Consider the following 24,243-nt stretch of genomic DNA (forward strand, 5'->3'; position numbering starts at 1 on the left):
AAGAAAATGCCCCGCCTGAGCGGGGCATTTTCTTTGGGCCCGCCGCCGTGCAGAGATTGCAGGGCGGGCGGACGGTCAGTGCATCGTGTCGATCTTCAGGCCGGCGCTGCGCCACTCGGGAAAGCCGCCGCGGAACCAGTGGACCCGCGTGTACCCGGCCTTGAGGGCGGCATGGCTGGCCTTGAAGCTCTTCCAGCATTCGGCTCCATTGCAGGAAAAAATCAACGGGGTGCCGCGGTCGTTCGGGAGCTGGGCCAGGTCGAACTGGTCGTCGGCTGCCTTGAAGTCGGCGTCCTTCGCGCTCTTTTCCACGTAGGGGACGAGCTTGGCCCCGGGGATATGGCCCGCCTTGAACTCCACCTCGGTGCGCGTGTCGACGAAGACCGCGCCGGCCTCCATCAGCTGCTTGACCCCCTGGGCGTCCAGCAGGGTGGCGCCAGGCAGGCTGCGCGGGGTGAAGTAGCCCAGCGTGGAGACATAGTCGAAGTCGCTCGCCGCCATGGGCACCAGGGCGGCGCCGGCCTGGGTCACGCCGGGGCCTGTGGCCAGTGCGGCGCGCAGCGCTTCCACGCCGGGCCGTGTGCCGTTCTTGATCGCGACCGACAACGCCGGAGCTGTGCGGGTCTCCATCAGTATCTTGATCTTCTCGCCATTGGCCGCCCAGCGGTCGAACACCGACCGCTCCACGGCGACCGCATCGCAGCGCCGCACCTGGAGGCACAGCAGCAGCGCGTCCTGGTAGCGGGTTTCGTACAGCGTGGCGAAGTGGCTCTTGAGCGTCGTGTTCGCGGCGTTGAGTTCGCCGCGCAGGAGGTAGGTGACCAGGCTGTCCTGCAGCGGCAGCCCCAGGCGCTTGCCCTTGAGTGCCTTCAGGCTGTCGACCGCGCCGTCGGCGCTGGTGACCAGCACCGCCTGCACGGGGCGGTCGATGCCCAGCACGGGGGTGTAGCCATAACGCACGGCGCTGCCGATCACGTGGGCCGGGGCGATGAAGACATCAGGAATCTTCGAGCGCGTCGCACCCAGGTCCGCACCCGCGTCGGTGGACAGCAGGATGTTCATGTCGGCCAGTTTTTCCTTGCGCAAGGCCTGCTCGATCGCGCTTTTCCAGGAAAGGTAGACGGAGTAGCGGGACTGCTCGCCCTGGTCGCCGGGGTTGATCAGGATCTTGGTCTGGGCATGTGCGTCGGTTCCTGGCAGGAACGCAGCGGACAGCGCGGCAGCCAGGATGGTCGTCGCGTAGAGCTTGGTCGTGGGTTTTTTCATGATGAATGCCTCTTGTTGGTAGACGGCTGCAGCCAGCCGCGCCGGGTGCTAATTGGCTTTGAAGATGCGGTCCAGGTGTTCCATGTCGTTGACCACCTTCCAGTCGGCCGCGCCGGCCGTACGGGCGCGTTTTTCCCACCACTCGAGTCGGCCCAGGTAGCGGCGGGGATCGACGTTGTCGGTCTCCAGCTTGGTGACGTTGACGGCCACCAGGTGGATGCCATCGAGCTTGAGCGGGATGTTGTTGCGCTGCGTCTTGTCGTCCAGCTCCTCCTGCATGTCCGAGAAGATGACGATGGTCTTCTTGCCCGCCTGGGTCTCGTTCAGGTACTCCGCAGCCTGGATCACGCCGCCGGTAATGTCGGTGTAGCGGCTTCCCTTGGAGGTCTGCACCGTCTTGGAGAAGTCCGCGAACTGCTGGCTGAACGCGCGCTTTTGCGTGTTGACGGCCATGGGGTCGCGGCCCAGGCTGACCTTGGCCACGATGCTCTTCTCGCTGAAGCTGCGGCTCTGGACCTGGCCGATGGCCAGCGAATCGCCGGGGTTGATCGTGCCCAGCAGGTAATTGACCATGGCCTGCGCCTTGCCCAGCTCCTTGGCGTACGTGCCTGACGTGTCGATCAGCACGTAAACGGCCTGGTGCCGGTTGACCTGCGGCCCGCAGGACGCGAGGAGGGGCAGCGCCGCCGCAAGCAGCAGGCGCCTGCGCCGCAACGGGGCGCTCATCGCGTCTTCCCCGACGGCAGCTCGCCGAATGCACTCGCCGGGCTGAGCTGCGACATGCGCGGGCCGGCGCCGCGGTGGCCGGCCACCCAGCGCTCGACCGCCAACGGGGCGAAGATCAGCACGTCATAGAGCATGATCGTGAAGCGGCCGAGTTCCTTGACGGCGATGGCCAGGAAGCGCAGCGCGAACGCCAGCGCGTGCATCACCATGTCGAGCAGCGCGCCGAGCACGGTGCGGCCCGTGTTGACGAAATGCTCCAGCGGGATCGCGACGAACGCCAGGGCGAACGGCAAGGTGAATCCCAGCACCATCTGCCCGATGGTGGGAATGCGCATGACCCAGCTGGCTTCGGCCGGAGCCGCGGCGGCGCCTGCGCCCGCTGCGGCGCTCAGCTGCTGCTTGAGCGCCATGCCGGCCGCGATGATCTCGTCGCGCATCACCGCCAGGGCGACTTCGAAGCCCGCCAGCACCAGCAGGACCGTGAGCGAGGCCCACATCAGGCGGCGGCGCATCTTCTCGGTCAGGTTGCCCAGGGGCAGCAGGCGGGTGAAGTGGAGCATCTCCATCAGGAACAGGCCCATCAGCGCCTCGAACAGGATGATGACCAGCGCCGCCAGTTCGGAGGCCTGCATGTTGCCCGCGATGTAGTCGCCGCCGCCGACCATTGCCGCCATGGGCAGGGCGATCAGCTTGTAGTTGATGTAGGCGCCGCCCACGGCGATCAGCATGATCAGGCCGGACACGAAGAACTGCGTGGCGGCCGAGGTGGTGAGCGCGTGCGTGATGTCCTTGCCGCGGGCATGGATCTTGTCGAGCTTGAGCACATTGGCGTCGATCCGCGCCGCGCTGTCCTTGAGACTGGTGATGTTGCCGTTCACCTGCGTGAGCGTCTGGCTGACCGAGCGCCAGAACGGCAGGAAGCCGTTGAGGATGCGATGCCGCTCCTTGGCCGTCCCGCGGTATTCCGCGATGACCTTGGCATAGATGTCATCCAGCGCCTTGCGGATCTCGCCCAGGATGCGCTGCACCATCCCATCGCTCGACGGCTTGATCTTGGCGATCGCCTCGACGGCGTTGACCCATTCCGGCGGGGGCGGGGGCACCTCGCCGCTCTTCTTGTAGTCCTCCTCGATCTGCGTGATCTGATCCATCAGCTTGCGCTGCAGGGCCGGATAGCCCTCCAGATCCCGCTGCACAAGGGCGGAGACGCGCTCCAGGTCGCGCTCGACCCCCTTGCCGACCTCATGGGCGGCCTGCGCGAACAGCACTTCGCGGTTGCGATGGTGCAGGCGCTGGGCTGTCTTGCTCAGCCAACGCGCACTCAGCTTCAGCGGGTTGGAAACGGACCGCGCCGCTCCTCTGATGAGTTCGTGCACGGGCTTGCGTGCCATGTAGAGGAACGGCATCCCGATCAGGAACAGGAACGCGACGGACAGCAAAAGCCGGTCCGGCCATATCAAGAGCGACTCCAGGGGCAACATGTTTTCTCCTCTCCGACTTGCATTCATTGATGGCGCTGGCAACCCCATGCAAATGGACGCCGCGCCCCCATACCGAGCTTTTTCCTGCTCTTCCTTAATGACTCAGCCGCGTCATCCTAGGATGAGAAGGATTTGCTGTCGCGCTGCAAATCCGCAGCAGTGCACGGTTGCAACGAAAGCCGCGCGTATTCGCATCACTATTAATATTTGTTACATATTCAATGTTTCGTCGCAAGTCTTGGCGACAAGCTTTTGTCCGACATCGGGGTGTCCGGGCGTCCTTTAACTTGACTCCAGCTGTTTTCATGCGGAGCCTTTTTGATGCTGGAGAAATTGCCGGGGGCCGTCGGCCACGTGCTGCGCCATCGCCGCGCCGGGTTGGACAAGATCGCCTTCCACCACAGCGGCTTGCGCGCCGGACTGGCGGCGATCCAGGTCAGCAGCCTGGCTTTTGCCGACCACATGCCCATCCCGGCGCGTTACACGGCCGATGGCGAGGGCCTGTCACCGCCGCTGCAGTGGCAGGGCGTTCCTGCGGGCACGGCCTCCCTGGTGCTCATCGTCGAGGACGCCGATGCGCCCACGCCGCAGCCGCTGGTGCATGCCATCGTGGTCGACCTGGCGCCCGAGGACGGTGCCCTGGCCGAGGGAGCGCTCCAGAGCGCCGACCATGAGGGTACGGCCGACGTGCACGAGGGCCGCAACTCCTACTTCCGCGCCGGCTGGCTGCCGCCCGACCCGCCGCCGGGCCACGGCTCGCACCGCTACGCCTTCCAGTTGTTCGCGCTGGGGCCGGGCGCGCCTTTCAGCGGCACGCCCGGCCGCGATGCGGTGATGGACGAGGTACGCGCGCGCGCCCTGGCCAGCGGGCTGTTGATCGGTACCTATGCCCGGCCCGACGGCTCGATCAAGGCCGGCGAAGGCGCCAAGGCAGCGGCCGTCACGGCGGCGGTGCCGCCCCACTGACGACCGCGTTGCCGCGGCTGCGGCCGCTATGCTGCGATGTGGACGACCTGCGCCAACTCACCGGCTTCTTTCCTTTCGAAGGCCGGCTCGAAGCCATCCTGCTGCGGCCGGCGCGGGGCACGCCCGTGCACAGCGCTCCAGCGGCCGAAGCCCTGGCCGGCCGCGGACTGGCCGGCGACCGCAGCGCGGCGGGCCGCGGGGGCGGCAAGCGCCAGGTGACGCTGCTGCAGGCCGAGCACCTGCCGGTGCTCGCGGCCTTGCTGCGGCGTGACGCCATCGATCCCGCACTGCTGCGGCGCAACCTGGTGGTCTCGGGCCTGAACCTGCTGGCGGCGCGCTCGCTGTTCGCCGACCGGCCGCTCGCGCTGCGCATCGGCGATGCCGTGCTGCTGGAGGTGACGGGTCCTTGCGAGCCCTGTTCGAAGATGGAAGCCGCCCTGGGCCCCGGCGCGTACAACGCCTTGCGCGGCCATGGCGGGGTGACGGCACGGGTGCTGGCCGGCGGCCGCGTCAGCGTCGGGATGCGCTGCCGGCCTGTGCAGATGCCTGATGGATTGGAGCGGGCGATGGGAATCGAACCCACGTCTTGAGCTTGGGAAGCTCAGGTCCTGCCATTGAACGACGCCCGCGTGGCCACGAAGTGTACAAGCTCCGTTCCTGCCGCTAACGCGGTGCCGCGGCGATCGCCTGCGGCGACAGCGGCACCAGCGTGTAAGCCTCCGGCAAATCGGGGCGCCAATCGAACTGCCAGATGCGGCGGTCGGCGAAATGCTGCAGCAACGCCCGGTCGCGCGTGTCACCCAGGCTGCGCGCTATCACCACCTCGGCCCGATCGATGTCGGGCTCGTTGTAGACCATCTCGTAGTGCAGCGGCGTGTGGGGCCCCACCTTGACCAGCACCAGGTCGCGGCCGGGTTCGTTTTTCAGGCGCGCGATCAGCCGGTTGCGCAGGCCCTCCTGGCCGATCGCGCAGCAGGCCTGGGCGGTAAATTCGGCGTTGAGCCGCGGGACGCCGAACACCACCGCGGCAGCCGGCAGCAGCAGCGTGGCCACCGCGGCGGCGGGCATGGCCCGCGTGAGGAACAGGCCCACCGGCCGCCCGCGCAGCTGCCAGCCGCGCAGGTACATGAAGCCGCGCATCACGATGATGAGCAGCACCGGCAACAGCGGCGCCGTGTAGTGCGGGAAGTTCCAGGTCACCAGCGCATACCCGAGCATGAAGAACCCCAGCGTGCCCAGGAGGAATCCCTCGCGCCGCACCGCCCCCAGCCCGGCCAGCAGGGCGAAGGTGAAGAGGGGGCCGACGTAGAAGTTCCAGTTGTGGAACAGCTTGCCGGCGATGCCGGCGCCGATGCCGGCCGTGGAGTAGCGCCGCTGGTAGTCGCGTCCCTCGGCGCGGTAGAAGTCGCGGAAGTAGGCCGGCCCGCGCAGCTGCGATTGCAGCGGCGGCGAGGTCAGGAACGCCGGCGCCGCCGCATAGGCCGCGCGGTTGACTTCGTACGGCGTCAGGAGGGCGTGGCCGGTGGTGGCCACGTTGTAGGCCAGCAGCAGCGCGCCGCCGGCGCCCACCAGGGCGGTGGCCGGCACCACCGTCTTGAGCAGCTGCCAGCGCCCGCCGGCCCAACTGGGCCGCAGCAGGCGTGCCAGCAGCAGCACGGCCACCGGGATGCACAACAGCATGCCTTCGTAGGAACGCGTGGTCATCAGGATGGCGGCGCCCAACCCGATGGTGCCTCCCAAGGCCCAGCTCGGGCGTCGCAGGATGCGCGGCAAGGCGCCGATCACCAGCATCGCGCCCAGCGCGGTGAACGCGCCGCCCCAGTAGGAATTGACCCAGTAGCTGAAGACGCCGAAGCGGATCACCAGCAGCACGCCGCCCAGCAGAGCGAACGGCGCCGGCACCCAGGCCTGCAGCATCCATACGGCCGCCATGCACATCAGCACGAAGGACAGCCAGACACCCACCCAGGGCTCGCCCGCCACCAGCAGGCCGGCGGCCAGCGGCGCGCTGCGGCCCGGGAAGTACATGGACGCGTAGGCCGGGACCTGGTTGACGTGGAAGGTCTCGAAATGCTCCCAGAACGGATGGGTCGGGTTGGCCAGCCGGCCCTGCAGATAGGTCTGTGCCTGCAGCAGCAGGCTTTGCTCATCGTGGACGGCGGCCGAGGGCGGGCCCAGCCACGGCAGAAAAACCGCCCGCGCAGCCACGGCGAGCAGACCGACGAAGAGAATAGCCCGCCAGGGACGGGCCAACAGCGGCGCTGCCGCCTGCTCGATGCGGCCAAAGAAAACGCCGCCCAGGCGAGGGGCGGCCAGTGCCAGGATGGTGATGACGAGGGCCAGGCCCGCTTCCGTCAACATAGAGGGGCTGCCCAGCCGATCGATCAGCTGGGCCAGCGCTCCCGGCGAATCGCCGGCAAGGTCATTCCAATTCACGCCGCCACCCGGCGTGCTTCAGCGTCTATCTGCATCTATCCATTATCACGCCCCGGTCTGGCCGGCTGATAGCCCGGACGGCCCATGCCGCCACCGGAGGTGCCGCCCGTACCGGTGCTGCCACCCATGCTGCCGCTGCCGCCGGCATAACCAGCGCCGGCGCCGCCGCCTGCAGCCATGCCGCTGGCCCGTTGCCCTGCGGCTTCGGCGGTGCGCTGCAGCTGCGCGGCCTTCTCATGCGACTTGCCGTACCAGTTGCGCACGATCTCGGCGGCGGTCTCGCGGCCGCCCAGGCCGAAGGACAGGCCCAGCGCCAGCGCGATCGCGCCGACCACGGCCATGAACAAGGTGTTCACCAGCGTGGTGGCGATGCCCAGCTGGTTGACCGCCACCACGACGGCGAAGGTCCACACCACCGTGGAGGCCACCTTGGCTAGGAAGTCGGGATTGCCCAGGCCACCCTCGGCCGCGGCGCCGCGCACGATATTGCTGAGCGCGCGGGCCGCCAGTCCGCCGATGACCAGCACCACCAGGGCCACGACCACGTTGGGCAGCCACAGGAGCAGCTGGCGCAGCACGTCCGACACCGCGGGCAGTCCCAGCGCGTCGAAGGCCACCACCAGCGCGATCAGCCGGATGAACCACTTCACCACCGCGCCTATCATCCCGGCCGGGTCGGTGCCGGTGCCCATCTTGTGGACGAAGTCTGCCAGGCCCGAGCGCTGAGCCAGGTCGTTGAAGCGGATCGAGCGCAGGATGGCGGCAATGCCCTTCTCGACCAGCGAGGCGATGAACCAGCCGGCCAGGACGATGACGAGAAAGCCCAGGATCTTGGGGATGGCCGAGAAGAACAAGGCCATGGCTGCGGCCAGCGACGACATGATGGCCGTGCTCCACTCGGTGATGGTGTTGGTTTCCATGAAAAGCTCCGGTCGAGGGAAGAGAGGGAAGGAGGCGACTTTCCAGCCTGAAGTGCTGCCATTTCGTCAGCGCAGGTCCGTCGCCCATGTAGGACGCACTTGCAGGACCTTGATCCTGTCTCGGCCGTGGGTTTCTGCCATGGGCCGTGCAGGGCACGCCGGGACCCCCAAACCTATAATCGTCTGTTCTGCTGAGCACACTATGAGCACACCCAAGTTCACCGTCGCCGACATCCGCAAGACCTTCCTCCAGTTCTTCGCCGGCAAGGGCCACACGGTGGTCGAGTCCAGCCCGCTGGTGCCGGGCAACGACCCCACGCTGATGTTCACCAACTCGGGCATGGTGCAGTTCAAGGACGTGTTCCTGGGCGCCGACAAGCGGCCCTACGTGCGCGCCGCCTCGGTGCAGGCCTGCCTGCGCGCCGGCGGCAAGCACAACGACCTGGAGAACGTGGGCTACACCGCGCGGCACCACACCTTCTTCGAGATGCTGGGCAACTGGAGCTTCGGCGATTACTTCAAGCGCGACAGCCTGAAGTGGGGCTGGGAGCTGCTGACCGAGGTCTACAAACTGCCCAAGGACAGGCTCTGGGCGACGGTCTACATCGACGACGACGAGGCCTACGACATCTGGACCCGGGAGATCGGCCTGCCGCCCGAGCGCGTGGTGCGCATCGGCGACAACAAGGGCGCCAAGTACGCCTCCGACAACTTCTGGATGATGGCCGACACCGGCCCCTGCGGCCCGTGCTCCGAGATCTTCTACGACCACGGCCCCGAGATCCCGGGCGGCCCTCCGGGCAGCCCCGATGCCGACGGCGACCGCTACATCGAGATCTGGAACCACGTGTTCATGCAGTTCGACATGCAGCCGGACGGCAGCATCCGGAAGCTGCCGGCGCCCTGCGTGGACACCGGCATGGGTCTGGAGCGGCTGGCCGCCATCCTGCAGCACGTGCACAGCAACTACGAGATCGACCTGTTCCAGGCGCTGATCGCCGCCGCCGCGCGCGAGACCGGCACCCCGGACCTGGCCAACCCGTCGCTGCGCGTGATCGCCGACCACATCCGCGCCACCGCCTTCCTGGTCAGCGACGGCGTGATCCCCAGCAACGAGGGCCGCGGCTACGTGCAGCGCCGCATCGTGCGCCGCGGCATCCGCCACGGCTACAAGCTCGGGCGCAAGACCCCCTTCTTCCACAAGCTGGTGCCCGACCTGGTGAAGTTGATGGGCGCTGCCTATCCGCGCCTGAAGGCCGAGCAGCAGCGCATCACCGAGGTGCTCAAGGCCGAGGAGGAGCGTTTCTTCGAGACGCTGGAGAATGGCATGGACATCCTGGACGCCGCGCTGAAGGATGGCCAGAAGGTCCTGCCCGGCGAGGTGGCGTTCAAGCTGCACGACACCTACGGCTTCCCGCTGGACCTGACCCAGGACGTCTGCCGCGAGCGCGGCGTCACCGTTCATGAGCCCGGCTTCAACGCCGCCATGGACAGGCAGAAGGCCGCCGGCCGCGCGGCCGGCAAGTTCAGGATGGACCGCGCCCTGGAGTACAGCGGCGCCGGCCATCCCTTCACCGGCTACGAGCGCCTGGAGGAGCCGGCCAAGGTGGTGGCGCTGTACCGCGACGGCACGCCGGTGCAGGCGCTGCGCGAGGGCGAGCCCGGCGTGGTGGTCCTCGACACCACGCCGTTCTACGCCGAGAGCGGCGGCCAGGTCGGCGATTGCGGCCAGATCACCGCCGAGGGCGTGCAGTTCGGCGTCGAGGACACGCAGAAGATCAAGGCCGACGTCTACGGCCACCACGGCATGCAGACTCAGGGCACGCTGCAGGTCGGCGACGCGGTCATGGCCAAGGTGGACGTGGCCCGCCGGCAGGCCACCATGCGCAACCACAGCGTCACGCACCTGATGCACAAGGCGCTGCGCGAGGTGCTGGGCCCGCACGTGCAGCAGAAGGGCTCGCTGGTCGACGCCGACAAGACGCGTTTCGACTTCACGCACAACCAGCCGGTGACGCAGGACCAGGTTCGCGAGATCGAGCGGCGCGTCAACGCCGAGATCCTGGACAACCACCCCACCCAGGCGCGGGTGATGGAGATCGAGGCCGCCAAGGCCACCGGCGCCGTGATGCTGTTCGGCGAGAAGTACGGCGACACGGTGCGGGTGCTGGACATCGGCTCCAGCCGCGAGCTGTGCGGCGGCACGCATGTGCAGCGCACCGGCGACATCGGCCTGTTCAAGATCGTGAGCGAAGGCGGCGTGGCCGCGGGCATCCGCCGCGTGGAAGCCGTGACCGGCGCCAATGCGCTGGCCTACCTGCAGCAGGTGGAAGCCACGGTCCAGAGCGCCGCCGCGGCACTCAAGGCCCCGGCGGCCGAGCTGCAGGCGCGTGTCGGCCAGGTGCTGGAGCAGGTGCGCACGCTGGAAAAGGAAGTGGCCCAGCTCAAGGGCAAGCTTGCGTCCTCCCAGGGCGACGAGCTGGTCAGCCAGGCGGTGGACGTCAGGGGCACCAAGGTGCTGGCGGCAACGCTGCAGGGCGCCGACGCCAAGACCCTGCGCGACACCATGGACAAGCTCAAGGACAAGCTCAAGTCCGCGGCCATCGTGCTGGCGGCGGTGGACGGCACCAAGGTGCAGCTGGCCGCCGGCGTCACGGCCGACCGCATGGGCCAGGTCAAGGCCGGCGAGCTGGTGAACTTCGTGGCGCAGCAGGTCGGCGGCAAGGGCGGCGGCAAGCCGGACCTGGCCATGGCCGGCGGCACCGATGCCGGCCAGCTGCCGGTGGCGCTGCAATCGGTGCGGAGCTGGGTGGCGGAGCGCCTCGGCGCGTGAGCATGCGACCGGTCCGCGTGCTGCCAGCGTTCGCCTCCTCGGTGTGCGGTGCACCGTGAAGGTCCTCTCGCGCATCTTCTCGTCCATCCACGGCGTGATCGCCGTGCTGTTTGCGGCTGCTGCCCTTGTCCTGGTCTTCGTCGCGGCGCGGATCGCCTGGACGGCGGTGAGCGGGGCCCTGGACGAAGGCGCGGCGCAGGGCGTCATCGAGGCCATCGGCGTGCTGGCCGCTGCGGTGGTCGCACTGCAGATCGCGCAGACCATCACGGAGGAGGAGATCATCCGCGGGGTGGACATCAGCGCGCCGACCCGGGCGCGCCGCTTCCTGTCGCGGTTCATGGTGGTCGTCGTGGTGGCCCTGGCGATCGAGGGCCTGGTGGCCGCCTTTACGGCCATCCACGAGGACTTGGCTGAACTGGTCTATGCCGCGGCGCTGCTGCTCTCCACCGGGGCGCTGTTGGCCGCCTGGGGGGTCTTCATCCACTTCAACCGCGAAGCCGAGGAGCTGGAACCCGAAGCCATGCGCAAGACCAAGCAGGAAGACCGCAAGCTCGACCAGTGACGCCCGCGTGTGCCGAAGGGTTCTTACGGGCCGCTATGAGCGCACGAACACCAGGTCCCACACGCCGTGCCCCAGCTTGAGGCCGCGGTTCTCGAACTTGGTCAGCGGCCGGTAGTCGGGCCGGGGCGCGAAGCCCGGGGCGGTATTGGCCAGCAGCGGCTCGGCCGACAGCACCTCCAGCATCTGCTGCGCGTACGGTTCCCAGTCGGTGGCGCAGTGCAGGTAGCCGCCGGGCGCCAGCCGGCTGGCCAGCCGCGCCGCCAGCGGCGGCTGGATCAGGCGGCGCTTGTGGTGGCGCAGCTTGTGCCAGGGGTCGGGAAAGAAGACGTGGATGCCGGCCAGGCTGGCGGGCGTCAGCATGCGGTCCACCACCTCCACCGCGTCATGCGGGACGATGCGGATGTTCGAGAGGCCCAGCTCGCCGATGCGCTTGAGCAGCGCGCCCACGCCCGGCTCGTGCACCTCGCAGCACAGGAAGTTCTTCTGCGGCATCAGCCCCGCGATGTGGGCCGTGGCCTCGCCCATGCCGAAGCCGATCTCCAGGACGGTGGGGGCCTCGCGGCCGAAGGCGGCGGCCAGCTGCAGCGGCTCGCCTGTGTAGGGCAGCAGGAAGCGCGGGCCCAGCGTCTCGAAGGCGCGCGCCTGGCCGATGGTGGTGCGGCCGGCACGGCGCACGAAGCTGCGGACGGTGCGGGGATGGGGCACGCTCCCGGGCGGGGCGTTCGGCGGCTCGCTCATGGCACTATTGTCGCGGCCCGGGCGGCACCCATCGCCGGGCCCACTCCCGGGTGGCCGCCTGCAGCCAGCCGGCGGCGCTGGCCGCGTCGCCGGTGATGCCCAGCACCCGCCCGGCCTCGCGCAGGCAGCGCAGCGCATCCGAGGTGTCCAGCGCCGCTGCGCCGTTCTGCTTGGACAGCTTCTCGCCGTTGGCGCCCAGCACCAGCGGCGTGTGCAGGTAGTACGGCGCGGGCAGGCCCAGAGCGCGCTGCAGCAGCACCTGGCGGGCGGTGTTGTCGGCCAGGTCCTCGCCGCGCACCACGTGGGTGACGCCCTGGGCGGCATCGTCGACCACCACGGCGAGCTGGTAGGCCCACAGCCCGTCGGCGCGGCTCAGCACGAAGTCGCCCACCTCGCGCTCCACCTCCTGCGACTGCGGGCCCAGGCGGCGGTCGGTCCAGTCCACCCGGCCCGCCCCGCGCGTCAGCATCCGCCAGGCCCGCGGCGGCTTGCCGTGCAGGCCCTCGCGGCAGGTGCCCGGGTAGACCAGTTCGCCATGGCGCTCGCGCGCGCGACCCTGCGCCGCCAAGGTGGTTTCGATGTCCTTGCGCGTGCAGCCGCAGGGATAGGCCAGTCCGCGCCGCACCAGCGTATCCAGCGCGGCCTGGTACAGCGCGCCGCGCCGCGACTGCCACAGCGGCGCCTCGTCGGGCACCAGGCCGCAGTCGGCCAGCTGGCGCAGGAGGGTGTGGTCCGCACCCGGCACGCAGCGCGGCGTGTCCACATCCTCGATGCGCACCAGCCAGCGGCCGCCATGGGCCCGCGCGTCCAGCCAGCTGGCCAGCGCGGCCACCAGCGAGCCGGCATGCAGCGCCCCGGTGGGGGAGGGGGCAAAGCGCCCCAGGTACCGTGTGCCCCCACGCTCTCCCACTGCGTGTGGGTCGCTGCCCCCCGAGCGGGCCTTCGCGCCTTGGGGCGGCCCGGCGGCGCTCAAGCCCATGGCCTCAGAGGGCGGCCAGCGCCAGCTCCAGCCCCGAGACGAAGGCGTTCTCGACGCGGTGGCCCAGGCACCAGTCGCCGCACAGGCCCAGGCCGACGCGGCTGTCCCACAGGTGGCTGCGGCCCAGCGGCACCTGGGTGCGCGCAAAGCGCCAGCGGTGCACCTGGACATGGGCGGGCTCGGCGCGGATGCCGGTGACCTCGGCAAAGGCGCGCAGCAGCTTGGCCGTGACGCGCTGCGGGTCGTCTTCCAGGTGCTCGGAGGACCATGCCGCGCTGGCCTGCACCGTCCAGCGCTCCACCGGGCCGCGGCCCGGCTTGGACGATTCGCGCGACAGCCAGGCGATGCGGTGGTGCGTGCTCAGGGCCGCGTTCCACTGCGGCCCCAGGGTCGTCAGGCCCGGCTGCACGGCCTGGGGAAAGGCCAGCATCAGGGTCCAGCAAGGCGCCACCTCGACCTGGGCCAGGCGCTCGGCAAACGCCGGAGCCAGCGCGGACTCGCGCAGCAGGTCCATGGCTTGCCGGCTGGGCACGGCCACCATGACCGCGTCGAAGCCCGAGAACACGCGCGCCGAGCCGTCCATGCCCTCGGTGCGCAGCTGCCAGCGGCGGCCGTCCAGGCTGTCGCGCTCGATGCGCGCCACGCGCGTCTCCAGCACGGTGCGCCCGGCCTGCGCCAGCGGCTGGGCCCAGTGCCGGGCCAGGGCGTCCATGCCCGGCACGGGCACCCAGTGCCGCTCGGGTGCCGGCAGGGACGCCTCGGCCATGCGGCCATGCGCATCCAGCACCCGCACCGCGTTGGCGCTCCAGGGGCGGCACAGCTGCGGCGACAGGGCCAGCGCGCGGGCGAAGCGCTCGTCGCGCACGGTGAAGTACTGGGCGCCGTGGTCGAAGCGGCCGAAGGGCGTGTCGCGGCTGGCCATGCGGCCGCCATAGCCGCGGCTTTTCTCGAACACAGTGACCTCGCAGCCGGCCTGCGCCAGCGTGCGCGCGCAGGCGATGCCGGCCAGGCCGGCGCCGATCACTGCGAACTTGCGGCGCACGGGCGGCTCGGCGCTGGGCGATTCGATCGGCGGCGGGGAAGGCAGGGGCATGGTGCGGGCGATTGTGGCATCAGCCCCGGCGCCGCTCCAGCAGCGCGCGCCGCGTCGCGGGGCTTTCCAGCTGGTTCAGCCACCACTGCAGGCCTTGGCCGGGCCCCAGGTTGCCGGAGCGCCAGGCGTAGTGGAGCCGCGCCACGCGCCTGGGGCGCTCGGTTTGCCGCACCACCAGCCGCCCGCTCTCGATGAAGGGCCGCGCCGCGGGCTCCGGCAGGAAACCGGCGCCCAGCCCGCGCAGCTGCGCATCGAGCTTGAGCGCCATGGTCGGCACTGTGAACACCTCTTGGCCCGCCAGCAGTCCGATCGACATGCCATGGCCGCGCTGCGTGCTGTCGGCCACCGCCACCGCACGGTGGCTGCGCAGCACCTCCTCGGGCAGCGGCTCAGGATGTCGGGCCAGCGGATGGTGCGGCGCCACGGCAAAGACGAACTCCACCTCGCCCAGCAGCTGGTGATGCAGGCCCGGCAGGGTGCCGGGGTCCATCGCGAAGCCCAGCGCCAGGTCGGCCTGCCCGTTGCGCAGCGCCTCGACCGTGCCGGTGAGCACCTCGTCGCGCAGCCGCAGGCGGGTCGGCGGACAGCTGTCGAAGAAGGCTTGGCACAGCTCCAGCACGGTGTCGCGCACGATCAGGCCGTCGATGGACAGCGTCAGCTGCGTCTCCCAGCCGGTGGCCACGCGCCGCACCCGGTTCGCCACCGCGTCCACCTGGTCGAGCAGGCGCTCGCCCTCGCGCAGCAGCTCGGCGCCGGCATCTGTCAGCCGCGCCTGCCGCGAGCTGCGGTCGAACAGCAGGGCGTCCAGCGCGTCCTCGACCAGGCGCACCCGGTAGGTGACGGCGCTGGGCACCAGGCCCAGCTCGCGCGCGGCGGCGGCGAAGCTGCCCGTGCGGGCCACGGCTTGCAGCAGGGCCAGGGTGTCGGGCGTCAGGACGTCGCGGGGGGTGGGCAAGGCGGTGTTCAGTTTTTTTGAATGATGCCATCAAAACCGGCTGAGTCCATGACCGCCGCTCGGCGCCTACATTGGCTGCATCGAGCGAAGTTTGAGAAGAAAGGATTTGCCATGCTGACCTTGCGCCCCTCCCAGGACCGCGGCCATGCCAACCACGGCTGGCTGGATTCGTACCACAGCTTCTCGTTCGCGAACTACTACGACCCCGAGCACATGGGCTGGGGCAACCTGCGGGTGATCAACGAGGACCGCATCGCGCCCGGCACCGGCTTCGGCACCCACGGCCACCGCGACATGGAGATCATCAGCTACGTGCTGCAGGGCAACCTGGCGCACAAGGACACGCTGGGCAACGTCAAGGGCATCCCGCCCGGCGACGTGCAGCGCATGAGCGCGGGCACCGGCGTGATGCACAGCGAGTTCAACCATGCGCCGGACCAGGTGACGCACTTCCTGCAGATCTGGATCCAGCCGGACCGCCACGGCATCCCGCCGAGCTACGAGCAGAAGACCTTCGCCGACGCCGAGAAGCGCGGCAGGCTGCGCCTGGTGGCCTCGCCCGACGGCGCCGAGGGCTCGGTGCAGATCAATGCCAGCGCCCGCCTGTACGCCGGCCTGTTCGACGGCACCGAGGCCACGCAGCTGCAGCTGGCCAGCGGCCGCAAGGGCTACGTGCACCTGGTGCGCGGCGAGCTGGACGTCAACGGGCGGCCGCTCAAGGCCGGCGACGCCGTGCTGCTGGACGGCGAAACCCGTGTGGCGCTGGCGAGCGGCCGCGATGCCGAGGTGCTGGTGTTCGATCTGGCGCCCTGAGCGTTTTTCTGGTTTGCTTCGCTTTCCCAACCACCATCAGACGAGGAGCTGACATGACCGCAACCACTGCCACCACCATCCCCGCCACGACGGCCACCACCTCCGGCCAGGACGCGCTGAGCTTCCTGGGCCGGGCGCTGATCGCCCTGCTGTTCATCCCGGCCGGCTTCAGCAAGATCGGCGGCTTCGCCGGCGTGACCGGCTACATCGCCTCCAAGGGGCTGCCGATGCCGGCCGCCGGCGCGGCGCTCGCCATCGTCGTCGAGCTGCTCATCGGCCTGATGCTGCTGGCGGGCTTCAAGACCCGGTTCTCGGCCCTGGTGCTGGCCGTCTTCACGGTGGTGGCCAGCGTCGTCTTCCACAACTTCTGGGCGCTGCAAGGCGCGCAGGCGATGGCGCAGCAACAGGCCTTCTTCAAGAACATCGCCGTGGTCGGCGGCCTGCTGGTGCTGATGGCCTTCGGCCCCGGTGGCTGGAGCATCGACGCGCGCGGCCGCAAGCGCTGAGCCGCACCCTTCCTCTTCTTCTTTCCCCTCAAAGCAACAAAGGAGTTTTCCCATGGCCGACATCGCAGTCGTCTTCCATTCCGGCTACGGCCACACCCAGCGCCAGGCGCAGGCCGTGGCCGAGGGCGCCGCCGCCCGGCTGATCGCCATCGACGCCGAGGGCAACCTGCCCGAGGGCGCGTGGGAGCAGCTGGCCGCCGCCGACGCCATCGTCTTCGGCTCGCCCACCTACATGGGCGGGCCGAGCTGGCAGTTCAAGAAGTTCGCCGACGCCACGTCCAAGCCGTGGTTCACCCAGGCCTGGAAGGACAAGCTGTTCGCCGGCTTCACCAACAGCGCGGCACTCAACGGCGACAAGCACTCGACCATCCACTACTTCATCACGCTGGCGGCGCAGCACAGCGGCCTGTGGGTGAGCCAGGGCATCATGCCTTCCAGCACCAAGGCCGCGCAGCGCGACGATCCCAACCGCCTCGGCTCGTACGCCGGCGCGATCGCCCAGAGCCCGTCCGACGCCTCGCCCGCGGAGATGGCCCCCGGCGACCTGGAAACCGCGCGCCAGTTCGGCAAGCGGGTTGCCGAAGCCGCCGCCCGCTGGGCCCGCAGGTAAGGTCGCTGCCGTGGGCGCCGCGCTGCAACTTGCCGGGCACGAGAAGGACCTGGGCGGCGGCTTCACCGTGCGCCGCCTGCTGCCTGCGGCGCGCCAGCGCGCCGTCGGGCCCTTCGTGTTCTTCGACCACTTCGGCCCGGTCACGGAAGTGCCGCAAGCCAACCACGACGTGCGGCCGCATCCGCACATCGGCCTGGCCACGGTGACCTACCTGTTCGAGGGCGCGATGATGCACCGCGACAGCCTGGGCACCGAGCAGCTGATCGAGCCCGGCGCCATCAACTGGATGTCGGCCGGGCGCGGCATCGTGCATTCCGAGCGGCGGCCCCCGTCGCTGCAGGGCGCCACCTTCGTCAACCACGGCTTGCAGCTGTGGGTGGGCCTGCCGCGCGACAAGGAGGAGGACGCGCCGTCCTTCACCCACACGCCGGCGGCCGCGATCCCGCAGGCGCTGCAGGCCGGCGGCGCGCAGGTGCGTGTGCTGGTGGGCGAGGGCTTCGGGATGCGTTCACCGGTCGAACCCGCCTCGCCCACGCTGTACCTGGACATCCGGCTGCCGGCCGGCGCCCGCTTGGAGCTGCCGCCGCTGGCCGCCGAGATGGCCGTGTACCCCGTGGCCGGCGAGTTGCGCCTGGATGGCGCGCCGCTGCCGGCGCGGCAGATGGCGGTGCTGCACCCGGATGCCGGCGTGCGGCTGGAAGCCGTTGCCGACGCCCGCCTGGCGGTGATCGGCGGCGAGCCGCTGGGGCCGCGCCACATGTGGTGGAACTTCGTGTCCAGCCGGCCCGAGCGCATCCAGCAGGCCGCGGCCGACTGGGAGGCCGGGCGCTTCGGCCGCGTGCCCGGCGAGACCGAGTTCATCCCGCTGCCCGAGCATCGCTTCGTCGCGCCGCCGGCCGCAGCGGCCGTTGCGCCGCCGCCCGGCGCGGGCCCGGGACCGCAATACCTCTAGTGCGGCAGGGCCTGCCGGTCCTATGATGGCCGGCATGCAAACCCTGGCCCTCCTGCCCTGGCCCGACCTGCTGGCGATGGCCTGGTTCCTGGCCGCCTGGGTGGGCTATGCCTGGTACTCGCGCCGCGCCAGCGTCCACGGCGCCACGCTGCTGGCCACCACCAACCGCTACCGCCGCTACTGGATGCTGCAGGCCACCTCGCGCGATCCGCGGGTGCTGGACGGCATCATCGTGCAGAGCCTGTCCAGCAGCCCCTCGTTCTTCGCCTCGGCCACCATCATCATCATCGGCGGACTGCTGGCCCTGCTGGGCACCACCGACAAGGCGGCGGAGTTCGTGCGCGAGATCCCGTTCGCCACGCGCACCTCGATGCTGGTGTTCGAGCTGAAGATGCTGGTGCTGATCGGCATCTTCGTCTATGCCTTCTTCCGCTTCACCTGGTCGATCCGTCAGTACACCTTCGGCGCGCTGCTGCTGGGGTCGCTGCCGGCGCCGGAGGAGTTCGCCGCCGGCAAGTTCGACCGCGAGCGCTTTGCCAACCGCGCCGGCACCCTGGTGGGCATGGCGGCCGAGACCTTCAACGACGGCGTGCGGGCCTACTACTTCGCCTTCGCCGCCATCGCGTGGTTCTTCTCGCCGCTGGCGCTGGCGGTGGGCGCCGCGCTGGTGGTGGCGGTGCTGTACGGCCGCGAGTTCCACTCGCAGGTGCTGCACGTGCTGCGCGACTGAGGGCCGCAGCTAGTCGGTGACGGCGGCCAGCCCGGTATCCAGCGCCTCGCGCCCGTCGAACACGAAGCAGTGGCCGTGCCAGTGCGCGCCGCCGGCCTCCTCGAAGTACTTCAGGATGCCGCCTTCCAGCTGCCACACCTGGTCCAGCCCGGCCTCGCGCATGTAGAGGGCCGCCTTCTCGCAGCGGATGCCGCCGGTGCAGAAGCTCACCACGGTCTTGCCTTCCAGCTGGTGGCGGTGCTGCCGCACGGCGTCCGGGAAATCGCTGAACCGGGCCAGCCGCCAGTCGATCGCCCCCTCGAAGGTGCCGTGGTCCACCTCGAACGCGTTGCGCGTGTCGAGCAGCACCACCGGCCGGCCCTGGTCGTCGCGGCCCTGGTCCAGCCAGCGCCGCACGGTGGGTGCATCCACGGCGGGTGCGCGGCCGTGCTCGGGGCGGATGGAGGGATGGTTCATGCGGATGATCTCGCGCTTGACCTTGGCGACCAGCCTGCGAAACGGCTGCGCCTCCGACCAGCTTTCCTTGGCCTGCAGGCCGGCGAAGCGGGTATCGCGGCGCAGTTCGTCGAGGAATCCTCGCACGCCTGCCGGCTCGCCGGCCAGGAACAGGTTGATGCCTTCGGTCGCCAGCAGCAGGGTGCCGCGCAGCTCGCGCCGGCGGGCCTGCGCCAGCAGCTCATCGCGCAATGCATGGGGTTGGTCCAGCGCCACGAAACGGTAGGCAGCGACGTTCAGCACGGAAGGCATGGCTGGGCGCATTATCGTGGCGCCGCAGGGCGCAGGCCGTCCGGCTGCGCCGCGTGCGGCTCGTAAAATCGACCCGATGTTCGTCCACCTGCGCCTGCACTCCGAATTCTCCGTGGTCGACGGCACCTGCCGCATCGACGATACCGTCCAGGCCGCCGCGGCTGACGGCCAGCCCGCCCTGGCGATCTCCGACCTGAACAACCTGTTCGGCGCCATCAAGTTCTACAAGGCGGCGCGTGGCGCCGGCGTCAAGCCGGTAGCGGGCGCCGAGGTCGTGCTGCAGGGCCTGGGCACGGAGCCGACGGCGCTGTCTCGCATCGTTCTGCTGGTGCAGAACCGCCAGGGCTACCTCAACCTGTGCGAGCTGCTGGCGCGCGCCTGGACACAGAACGTGGTCAAGGCCCAGGCGGTGTGCAAGCTCGACTGGCTCAAGGAGCTCGGCGAGGGGCTGATCGCCCTGTCTGGCGCCCAGGCGGGCGCGGTGGGGCAGGCGCTGGTGCAGGGCGACACGGCGCGCGCCAGCCAGTGCGCACTGGCGCTGGCCTCGGTCTTCCCGCACCGCTTCTACCTGGAGCTGCAGCGGGCCGGCCGGCCCGACGACGAGGCGCACGTGGCGGCCGCCGTGCAGCTGGCGGCCCACCTGCAGCTGCCCGTGGTGGCCACGCACCCGGTGCAGTTCCTGGCCGAGGACGACTACGAGGCGCACGAGGCGCGGGTGTGCATCGCCGAAGGCGAGATCCTGGGCAACCAGCGGCGCGTGCGCAAGTTCACGCGCGAGCAGTATTTCAAGCCGGCCGCCCAGATGGTGCAGCTGTTCGCGGACGTCCCCTCGGCGATCGCCAACACGCTGGAGATCGCCAGGCGCTGCAGCCTAGTGCTGGAGCTGGGCAAGCCCCGCCTGCCGCACTTCCCGACCCCCAACGGAATGCCGATTGAGGAGTACTTCCGCTTCGCCTCGCACGAGGGGCTGAAGGAGCGCATGCTGCAGCTGTATCCCGACGCGGCCCGGCGCGAGCAGGAGATGCCGCGCTACGTGGAGCGGCTGGAGTTCGAGATCAGCACCATCCTCAAGATGGGGTTCCCGGGCTACTTCCTGATCGTGGGCGACTTCATCAACTGGGCCAAGAACAACGGCTGCCCGGTGGGGCCGGGCCGCGGCTCGGGCGCCGGCTCGCTGGTGGCCTACGCGCTCAAGATCACCGACCTGGACCCGCTGCAGTACAACCTGCTGTTCGAGCGCTTCCTCAATCCCGACCGGGTGTCCATGCCCGACTTCGACATCGACTTCTGCCAGAGCAACCGCGACCGCGTCATCGAGTACGTCAAGCAGAAGTACGGCCGCGACGCCGTGAGCCAGATCGCCACCTTCGGCACCATGGCCGCCCGCGCCGCCATCCGCGACGTGGGCCGGGTGCTGGACATGAGCTACACCTTCTGCGACGGCATCAGCAAGCTGATCCCCAACAAGCCGGGGCAGCACATCACCATCGACGGTGCGCTCAAGGTGGAGCCGCTGCTGGCCGAGCGCCTGGAGAAGGAGGACGAGGTCAAGACCCTGCTGGGCCTGGCGCAGAAGCTCGAGGGCCTGACGCGCAACGTGGGCATGCACGCCGGCGGCGTGCTGATCGCCCCGGGCAAGCTGACCGACTTCACGCCGCTGTACCAGCAGCCGGGCAGCGACGCGGCGGTGAGCCAGTACGACAAGGACGACGTGGAGGCCGCCGGCCTGGTGAAGTTCGACTTCCTGGGCCTGGCCACGCTCACCATCCTGGAGATCGCCAAGGAGTTCATCCGCGCCCGGCACAAGGGGCGGGAGGACTTCAGCTTCGAGAACGTGCCGCTGCAGGATGCGGCCACCTACAAGCTGTTCGCCGACGGCAAGACCGAGGCGGTGTTCCAGTTCGAAAGCCGGGGCATGCAGGGCATGCTGCGCGACGCGCGCCCGACGCGGCTGGAGGACCTGATCGCGCTGAACGCCCTGTACCGCCCTGGCCCGATGGACCTGATCCCGAGCTTCGTTGCACGCAAGCACGGGAGAGAACAGGTCGAGTACCCGCACCCGCTGGTGGCCGAGATGCTTTCCGAGACCTACGGCATCATGGTCTACCAGGAGCAGGTGATGCAGACCGCGCAGATCCTGGGCGGCTACACGCTGGGCGGCGCCGACCTGCTGCGCCGGGCCATGGGCAAGAAGAAGGCCGAGGAGATGGCCCAGCACCGCGAGATCTTCCGCGCCGGTGCGGCCAAGAACGGCATAGGCCAGGAGAAGGCCGACGAGATCTTCGACCTGATGGAGAAGTTCGCCGGCTACGGCTTCAACAAGTCGCACGCCGCCGCCTACTCGCTGCTGGCCTACCACACGGGCTGGCTGAAGGTGCACTACACGGCCGAGTTCTTCTGCGCCAACATGACCGTGGAGATGGACGACACCGACAAGCTCAAGGTGCTGTTCGAGGACGCGGTCAAGAACTTCGGCCTGTCCTTCGAGCCGCCCGACGTCAACCGCGGCGTCTACCGCTTCGAGCCGGTGTCGGACAAGGTGATCCGCTACGGCCTGGGCGCGGTGAAGGGCACCGGCCAGGCCGCCATCGAGGCCATCGTCCGCGCGCGCGAGGAGGAGGGTCCGTTCAAGAGCCTGTACGACTTCTGCTGCCGCGTCGACCGCACGCGCATCAACAAGCGCACCGTGGAGGCCCTGGTCAAGGCCGGCGCCTTCGATTCGCTGCAGCTCAACCGCGCGGCGCTGGTCGCCTCCATCGACCGCGCCTTCGAGTTCGCGTCCGTCTGCGAGGCCAACGCCAACCAGGGCGGCCTGTTCGACATGGGCGACGCGCACGGCGCCAGCACGCAGGAGCCCGAGCTGGTGGAAGCCATGCCCTGGGGCGTGAAGGAGCGCCTCACGTTCGAGAAGACGGCGGTGGGCTTCTACCTGTCGGGCCACCTGTTCGACGAGGTGGCGGCCGAGGTGCGGCGCTTCGCCAAGCTGCGAATCGACGACCTGATCGACTCGCGCGAGCCGCAGCTGGTGGCGGGCATCGTCAGTGACTTCCGCGTCATCAACGGCCAGCGCGGCAAGCTGGCGCTGTTCAAGCTGGACGACAAGTCCGCCACCATCGAGGCCACGGCCGACGAAGCCGTGATCAACGCCCACCGCCATCTGCTCAAGGACGACGAGCTGGTGATCGTCATGGCCAAGGCCCAGCCCGACCGCTTCTCCGGCGGCGTGCGGCTGAACGTGCAGCAGGTGTGGGACCTGGCCACCGCGCGCTGCCGCTTCGGCAAGTACCTCAAGGTGGCGGTCAACGGCAAGGCGCCCGACATCCAGCGCCTGGTGCGCGATTTCCCGCCCAGGCGCGAGATGAGCGAGCAGGGCGAGCTGGTGCGCGGCCTGCCGGTGCGCCTGGCGCTGCGCCGGGCCCAGGCCAGCGCCGAGCTGCAGCTGGGCGAGGAGGCGCGCTTCTTCCCCAGCGACGCCGCCCTGGCCAGCTGGATGGCCCAGGCCGACGCCGGCCTGGCGCAGATCGTCTACGAATCGAGCTGAGCGCGCGACCGCCGGTGGCCGCCGGCGCGCAGCAAGCACTGGCCGCTAGTCGTTGGGCCTGAACAAGGCCGGGAATTCGGGCACCACGCTGCCGTCGGTGTCGCGCGGGATGGAGCCGGTGCGGTCGATGGCGCGCAGCACGGCCTCGTCCCAGGCCTTGTTGCCGCTGGAGCGCACCAGCGTCTTGCCGACGATGGTGCCGTCGGGCGCGACCCGGATGCGCACCTCGGTTGCGGGGTTGCCGCTGACCACGTCGGTGAAGACGATGTTGCGCTTGATGCTGGCGGCGATGCGGCTGGCATAGCCGGCCGAGGGGCCGGAGGAGCGGGCCGCCGTGCCGCTGGCGCTGGGCCCGCCCGTGCCGGCCAGGCCTTGCAGCCGCTTCAGGTTCTCCTGGCGCAGCTCGGCCAGCTCGGCCTCGCGCGCCTTGGCCTTGGCGGCCGCCGCCTGGTCCTGCTTGCGCCGCTCGGCTTCCTTCTCGGCCTGCGCCTGCTTCTGCTTGAGCTCTTCCTGGCGCTTCTGCTCGGCCAGGCGCTTCTGGGCCTCGGCCTGCTTCTGCGCTTCCAGGCGCTTTTGCCGCTCGCGTTCGCGCTGCTGCTGTTCTTCCAGCTCGCGCTGCTTCTCCTGCGCCTGGCGCTGCTTCTCGCGTTCCTGCGCGATGTCGGCCTCGCGGCGCTGGGGCGCCGGCGGCGGGGGAGGCGGCGCCGGCGGCTTCTGCGCCACCGGCGGCGGCGCAGGCGGCGGGGCCGTTTCGCGCGGCGCCGCCTGCTGCGGCACGGCGGACCAGAGCTCGGCCTCGGCCACCACGTTCTGGGAGTCCCGCTTCCACTGCACGCCCCAGGTGAGCGCGATCAGCAGCAGCGCATGCACCACCACCGCCAGCACCACGGCCTGCGGCAGCCCCGGCTGCGGCGGCGGGGCGAAATCCAGGCGCTCGGGAGCGAAGGGCATGGCCTCGGGTATCTACCGCGACAGCTGCACCGACAGGCCCACCCGCTGCACGCCGGCTTGCTGCAGCGTGTCCATCACGCGGACCACGGTCTCGTACTTGACGTTGCGGTCGGCGCTGATCACCACGGCGCTGGTGCCGGCCGGCTGGCCGCTCTGGGCCCGGGTCACGGCCGCGGCCACTTCGGCCAGGCGCAAGCGCTGCCCCTTGTCGGAGATCTTGACCTCGAGCACCTCGTCCTTGCCGATCACGATCTCGATCTTCTGGTCCGGCTGGCGGTTGGCGCGTCCCACGCTGGGCAGCTCGATCACGCTGGGCGTGATCAGCGGCGCTGTGACCATGAAGATGATCAGCAGCACCAGCATCACGTCGATGAAGGGCACCATGTTGATCTCGTTGATGGTACGGCGGCGGCTGCCGCGGGAGGCGAGGGCGGGCAT

The 24,243-nt window shown here is 69.8% G+C and carries 22 protein-coding genes and 1 tRNA gene; 10 read left to right on the forward strand and 13 right to left on the reverse strand.

Going from position 1 to position 24,243, the window contains the following annotated elements; genetic code table 11:
• Positions 1 to 75: 75 nt before the first annotated feature.
• From RTA_RS07650 to RTA_RS07660, 3 genes are read right to left on the reverse strand one after another with little or no spacing between them, the layout of a single operon-like run.
• Positions 76 to 1,266, reverse strand: a complete 1,191-nt coding sequence (locus tag RTA_RS07650; protein WP_013900818.1) for a rhodanese-like domain-containing protein — start codon at positions 1,264 to 1,266, stop codon at positions 76 to 78.
• 48 nt (positions 1,267 to 1,314) lie between these two features.
• Positions 1,315 to 1,992, reverse strand: coding sequence for a vWA domain-containing protein (locus tag RTA_RS07655; protein ID WP_013900819.1), 678 nt, complete (start codon positions 1,990 to 1,992; stop codon positions 1,315 to 1,317).
• The gene (locus tag RTA_RS07660) at positions 1,989 to 3,473 is read right to left on the reverse strand and encodes a hypothetical protein (RefSeq protein WP_013900820.1); all 1,485 of its coding nucleotides are present in this window, start codon (positions 3,471 to 3,473) and stop codon (positions 1,989 to 1,991) included. Before RTA_RS07660 ends, RTA_RS07655 begins: the two co-directional genes overlap by 4 nt.
• 321 nt (positions 3,474 to 3,794) lie before the next feature.
• Here RTA_RS07660 and RTA_RS07665 point away from each other — a divergent pair, with 321 nt between their 5' ends.
• The gene (locus RTA_RS07665; protein ID WP_013900821.1) at positions 3,795 to 4,439 is read left to right on the forward strand and encodes a YbhB/YbcL family Raf kinase inhibitor-like protein; all 645 of its coding nucleotides are present in this window, start codon (positions 3,795 to 3,797) and stop codon (positions 4,437 to 4,439) included.
• Positions 4,440 to 4,477: 38 nt separating this feature from the next.
• On the forward strand, positions 4,478 to 5,029 hold the full coding sequence (locus tag RTA_RS20180; protein ID WP_081466236.1) for an MOSC domain-containing protein: 552 nt from the start codon (positions 4,478 to 4,480) through the stop codon (positions 5,027 to 5,029).
• On the opposite strand, the gene RTA_RS07675 is transcribed toward RTA_RS20180, so the two are convergent.
• The 3 genes from RTA_RS07675 to RTA_RS07685 form a co-directional block, all read right to left on the reverse strand.
• Positions 4,995 to 5,068: transfer RNA gene (locus tag RTA_RS07675), tRNA-Gly, on the reverse strand. The two genes, RTA_RS20180 and RTA_RS07675, sit on opposite strands and share 35 nt — an antisense overlap.
• A 34-nt stretch (positions 5,069 to 5,102) precedes the next feature.
• A complete protein-coding gene (locus RTA_RS07680; RefSeq protein ID WP_013900822.1) occupies positions 5,103 to 6,875 on the reverse strand; it encodes a hypothetical protein in 1,773 nt (590 codons plus the stop codon).
• A gap of 35 nt (positions 6,876 to 6,910) precedes the next feature.
• Complete coding sequence (locus RTA_RS07685) at positions 6,911 to 7,795, reverse strand: mechanosensitive ion channel family protein (protein WP_013900823.1); 885 nt, start codon at positions 7,793 to 7,795, stop codon at positions 6,911 to 6,913.
• Positions 7,796 to 7,997: 202 nt separating this feature from the next.
• Between RTA_RS07685 and alaS the strand changes: the two genes are divergently transcribed.
• Entirely contained in the window at positions 7,998 to 10,628 is a 2,631-nt protein-coding gene (gene alaS / locus RTA_RS07690) for an alanine--tRNA ligase (protein WP_013900824.1), read from the forward strand.
• Positions 10,629 to 10,683: 55 nt separating this feature from the next.
• A complete protein-coding gene (locus RTA_RS07695; RefSeq protein ID WP_013900825.1) occupies positions 10,684 to 11,190 on the forward strand; it encodes a hypothetical protein in 507 nt (168 codons plus the stop codon).
• A gap of 33 nt (positions 11,191 to 11,223) precedes the next feature.
• Here the strand turns inward: RTA_RS07695 and trmB are convergent, their stop codons facing one another.
• The 4 genes from trmB to RTA_RS07715 form a co-directional block, all read right to left on the reverse strand.
• Positions 11,224 to 11,928: a tRNA (guanosine(46)-N7)-methyltransferase TrmB gene (gene trmB / locus RTA_RS07700; RefSeq protein ID WP_049871246.1), complete on the reverse strand. Its 705-nt coding sequence runs from the start codon at positions 11,926 to 11,928 to the stop codon at positions 11,224 to 11,226.
• A gap of 4 nt (positions 11,929 to 11,932) precedes the next feature.
• On the reverse strand, positions 11,933 to 12,838 hold the full coding sequence (gluQRS, locus tag RTA_RS07705) for a tRNA glutamyl-Q(34) synthetase GluQRS (RefSeq protein WP_041675185.1): 906 nt from the start codon (positions 12,836 to 12,838) through the stop codon (positions 11,933 to 11,935).
• Positions 12,839 to 12,911: 73 nt separating this feature from the next.
• On the reverse strand, positions 12,912 to 14,000 hold the full coding sequence (locus tag RTA_RS07710; RefSeq protein WP_049871247.1) for an NAD(P)/FAD-dependent oxidoreductase: 1,089 nt from the start codon (positions 13,998 to 14,000) through the stop codon (positions 12,912 to 12,914).
• A 19-nt stretch (positions 14,001 to 14,019) separates the two neighbouring features.
• Positions 14,020 to 14,955: a LysR family transcriptional regulator gene (locus RTA_RS07715; RefSeq protein ID WP_013900829.1), complete on the reverse strand. Its 936-nt coding sequence runs from the start codon at positions 14,953 to 14,955 to the stop codon at positions 14,020 to 14,022.
• A 111-nt stretch (positions 14,956 to 15,066) separates the two neighbouring features.
• On the opposite strand from RTA_RS07715, the gene RTA_RS07720 reads away from it, so the two are divergent.
• The 5 genes from RTA_RS07720 to RTA_RS07740 are packed head-to-tail and all read left to right on the forward strand — an operon-like array spanning position 15,067 to position 18,566.
• A complete protein-coding gene (locus RTA_RS07720; protein ID WP_013900830.1) occupies positions 15,067 to 15,768 on the forward strand; it encodes a pirin family protein in 702 nt (233 codons plus the stop codon).
• 53 nt (positions 15,769 to 15,821) lie between these two features.
• Positions 15,822 to 16,274 carry a DoxX family protein gene (locus tag RTA_RS07725; protein WP_013900831.1) on the forward strand — a complete coding sequence of 151 codons (453 nt, stop codon included), beginning with the start codon at positions 15,822 to 15,824 and terminating at the stop codon, positions 16,272 to 16,274.
• A gap of 52 nt (positions 16,275 to 16,326) precedes the next feature.
• Positions 16,327 to 16,884 carry a flavodoxin family protein gene (locus RTA_RS07730; RefSeq protein WP_013900832.1) on the forward strand — a complete coding sequence of 186 codons (558 nt, stop codon included), beginning with the start codon at positions 16,327 to 16,329 and terminating at the stop codon, positions 16,882 to 16,884.
• Positions 16,885 to 16,894: 10 nt separating this feature from the next.
• A complete protein-coding gene (locus RTA_RS07735; protein ID WP_013900833.1) occupies positions 16,895 to 17,836 on the forward strand; it encodes a pirin family protein in 942 nt (313 codons plus the stop codon).
• Positions 17,837 to 17,870: 34 nt separating this feature from the next.
• Positions 17,871 to 18,566: a DUF599 domain-containing protein gene (locus RTA_RS07740; protein ID WP_041676245.1), complete on the forward strand. Its 696-nt coding sequence runs from the start codon at positions 17,871 to 17,873 to the stop codon at positions 18,564 to 18,566.
• A gap of 9 nt (positions 18,567 to 18,575) precedes the next feature.
• On the opposite strand, the gene RTA_RS07745 is transcribed toward RTA_RS07740, so the two are convergent.
• Entirely contained in the window at positions 18,576 to 19,313 is a 738-nt protein-coding gene (locus tag RTA_RS07745; RefSeq protein WP_041675187.1) for a sulfurtransferase, read from the reverse strand.
• 76 nt (positions 19,314 to 19,389) lie between these two features.
• On the opposite strand from RTA_RS07745, the gene dnaE reads away from it, so the two are divergent.
• Complete coding sequence (gene dnaE / locus RTA_RS07750) at positions 19,390 to 22,854, forward strand: DNA polymerase III subunit alpha (protein WP_041675188.1); 3,465 nt, start codon at positions 19,390 to 19,392, stop codon at positions 22,852 to 22,854.
• A 45-nt stretch (positions 22,855 to 22,899) separates the two neighbouring features.
• Here dnaE and tolA read toward each other — a convergent pair whose 3' ends face one another.
• Complete coding sequence (tolA, locus tag RTA_RS07755) at positions 22,900 to 23,805, reverse strand: cell envelope integrity protein TolA (protein ID WP_041675189.1); 906 nt, start codon at positions 23,803 to 23,805, stop codon at positions 22,900 to 22,902.
• A gap of 12 nt (positions 23,806 to 23,817) precedes the next feature.
• The gene (locus tag RTA_RS07760; RefSeq protein ID WP_013900838.1) at positions 23,818 to 24,243 is read right to left on the reverse strand and encodes an ExbD/TolR family protein; all 426 of its coding nucleotides are present in this window, start codon (positions 24,241 to 24,243) and stop codon (positions 23,818 to 23,820) included.

Origin of the sequence: Ramlibacter tataouinensis TTB310 (assembly GCF_000215705.1) — a bacterium.
Lineage (GTDB): Bacteria > Pseudomonadota > Gammaproteobacteria > Burkholderiales > Burkholderiaceae_C > Ramlibacter > Ramlibacter tataouinensis.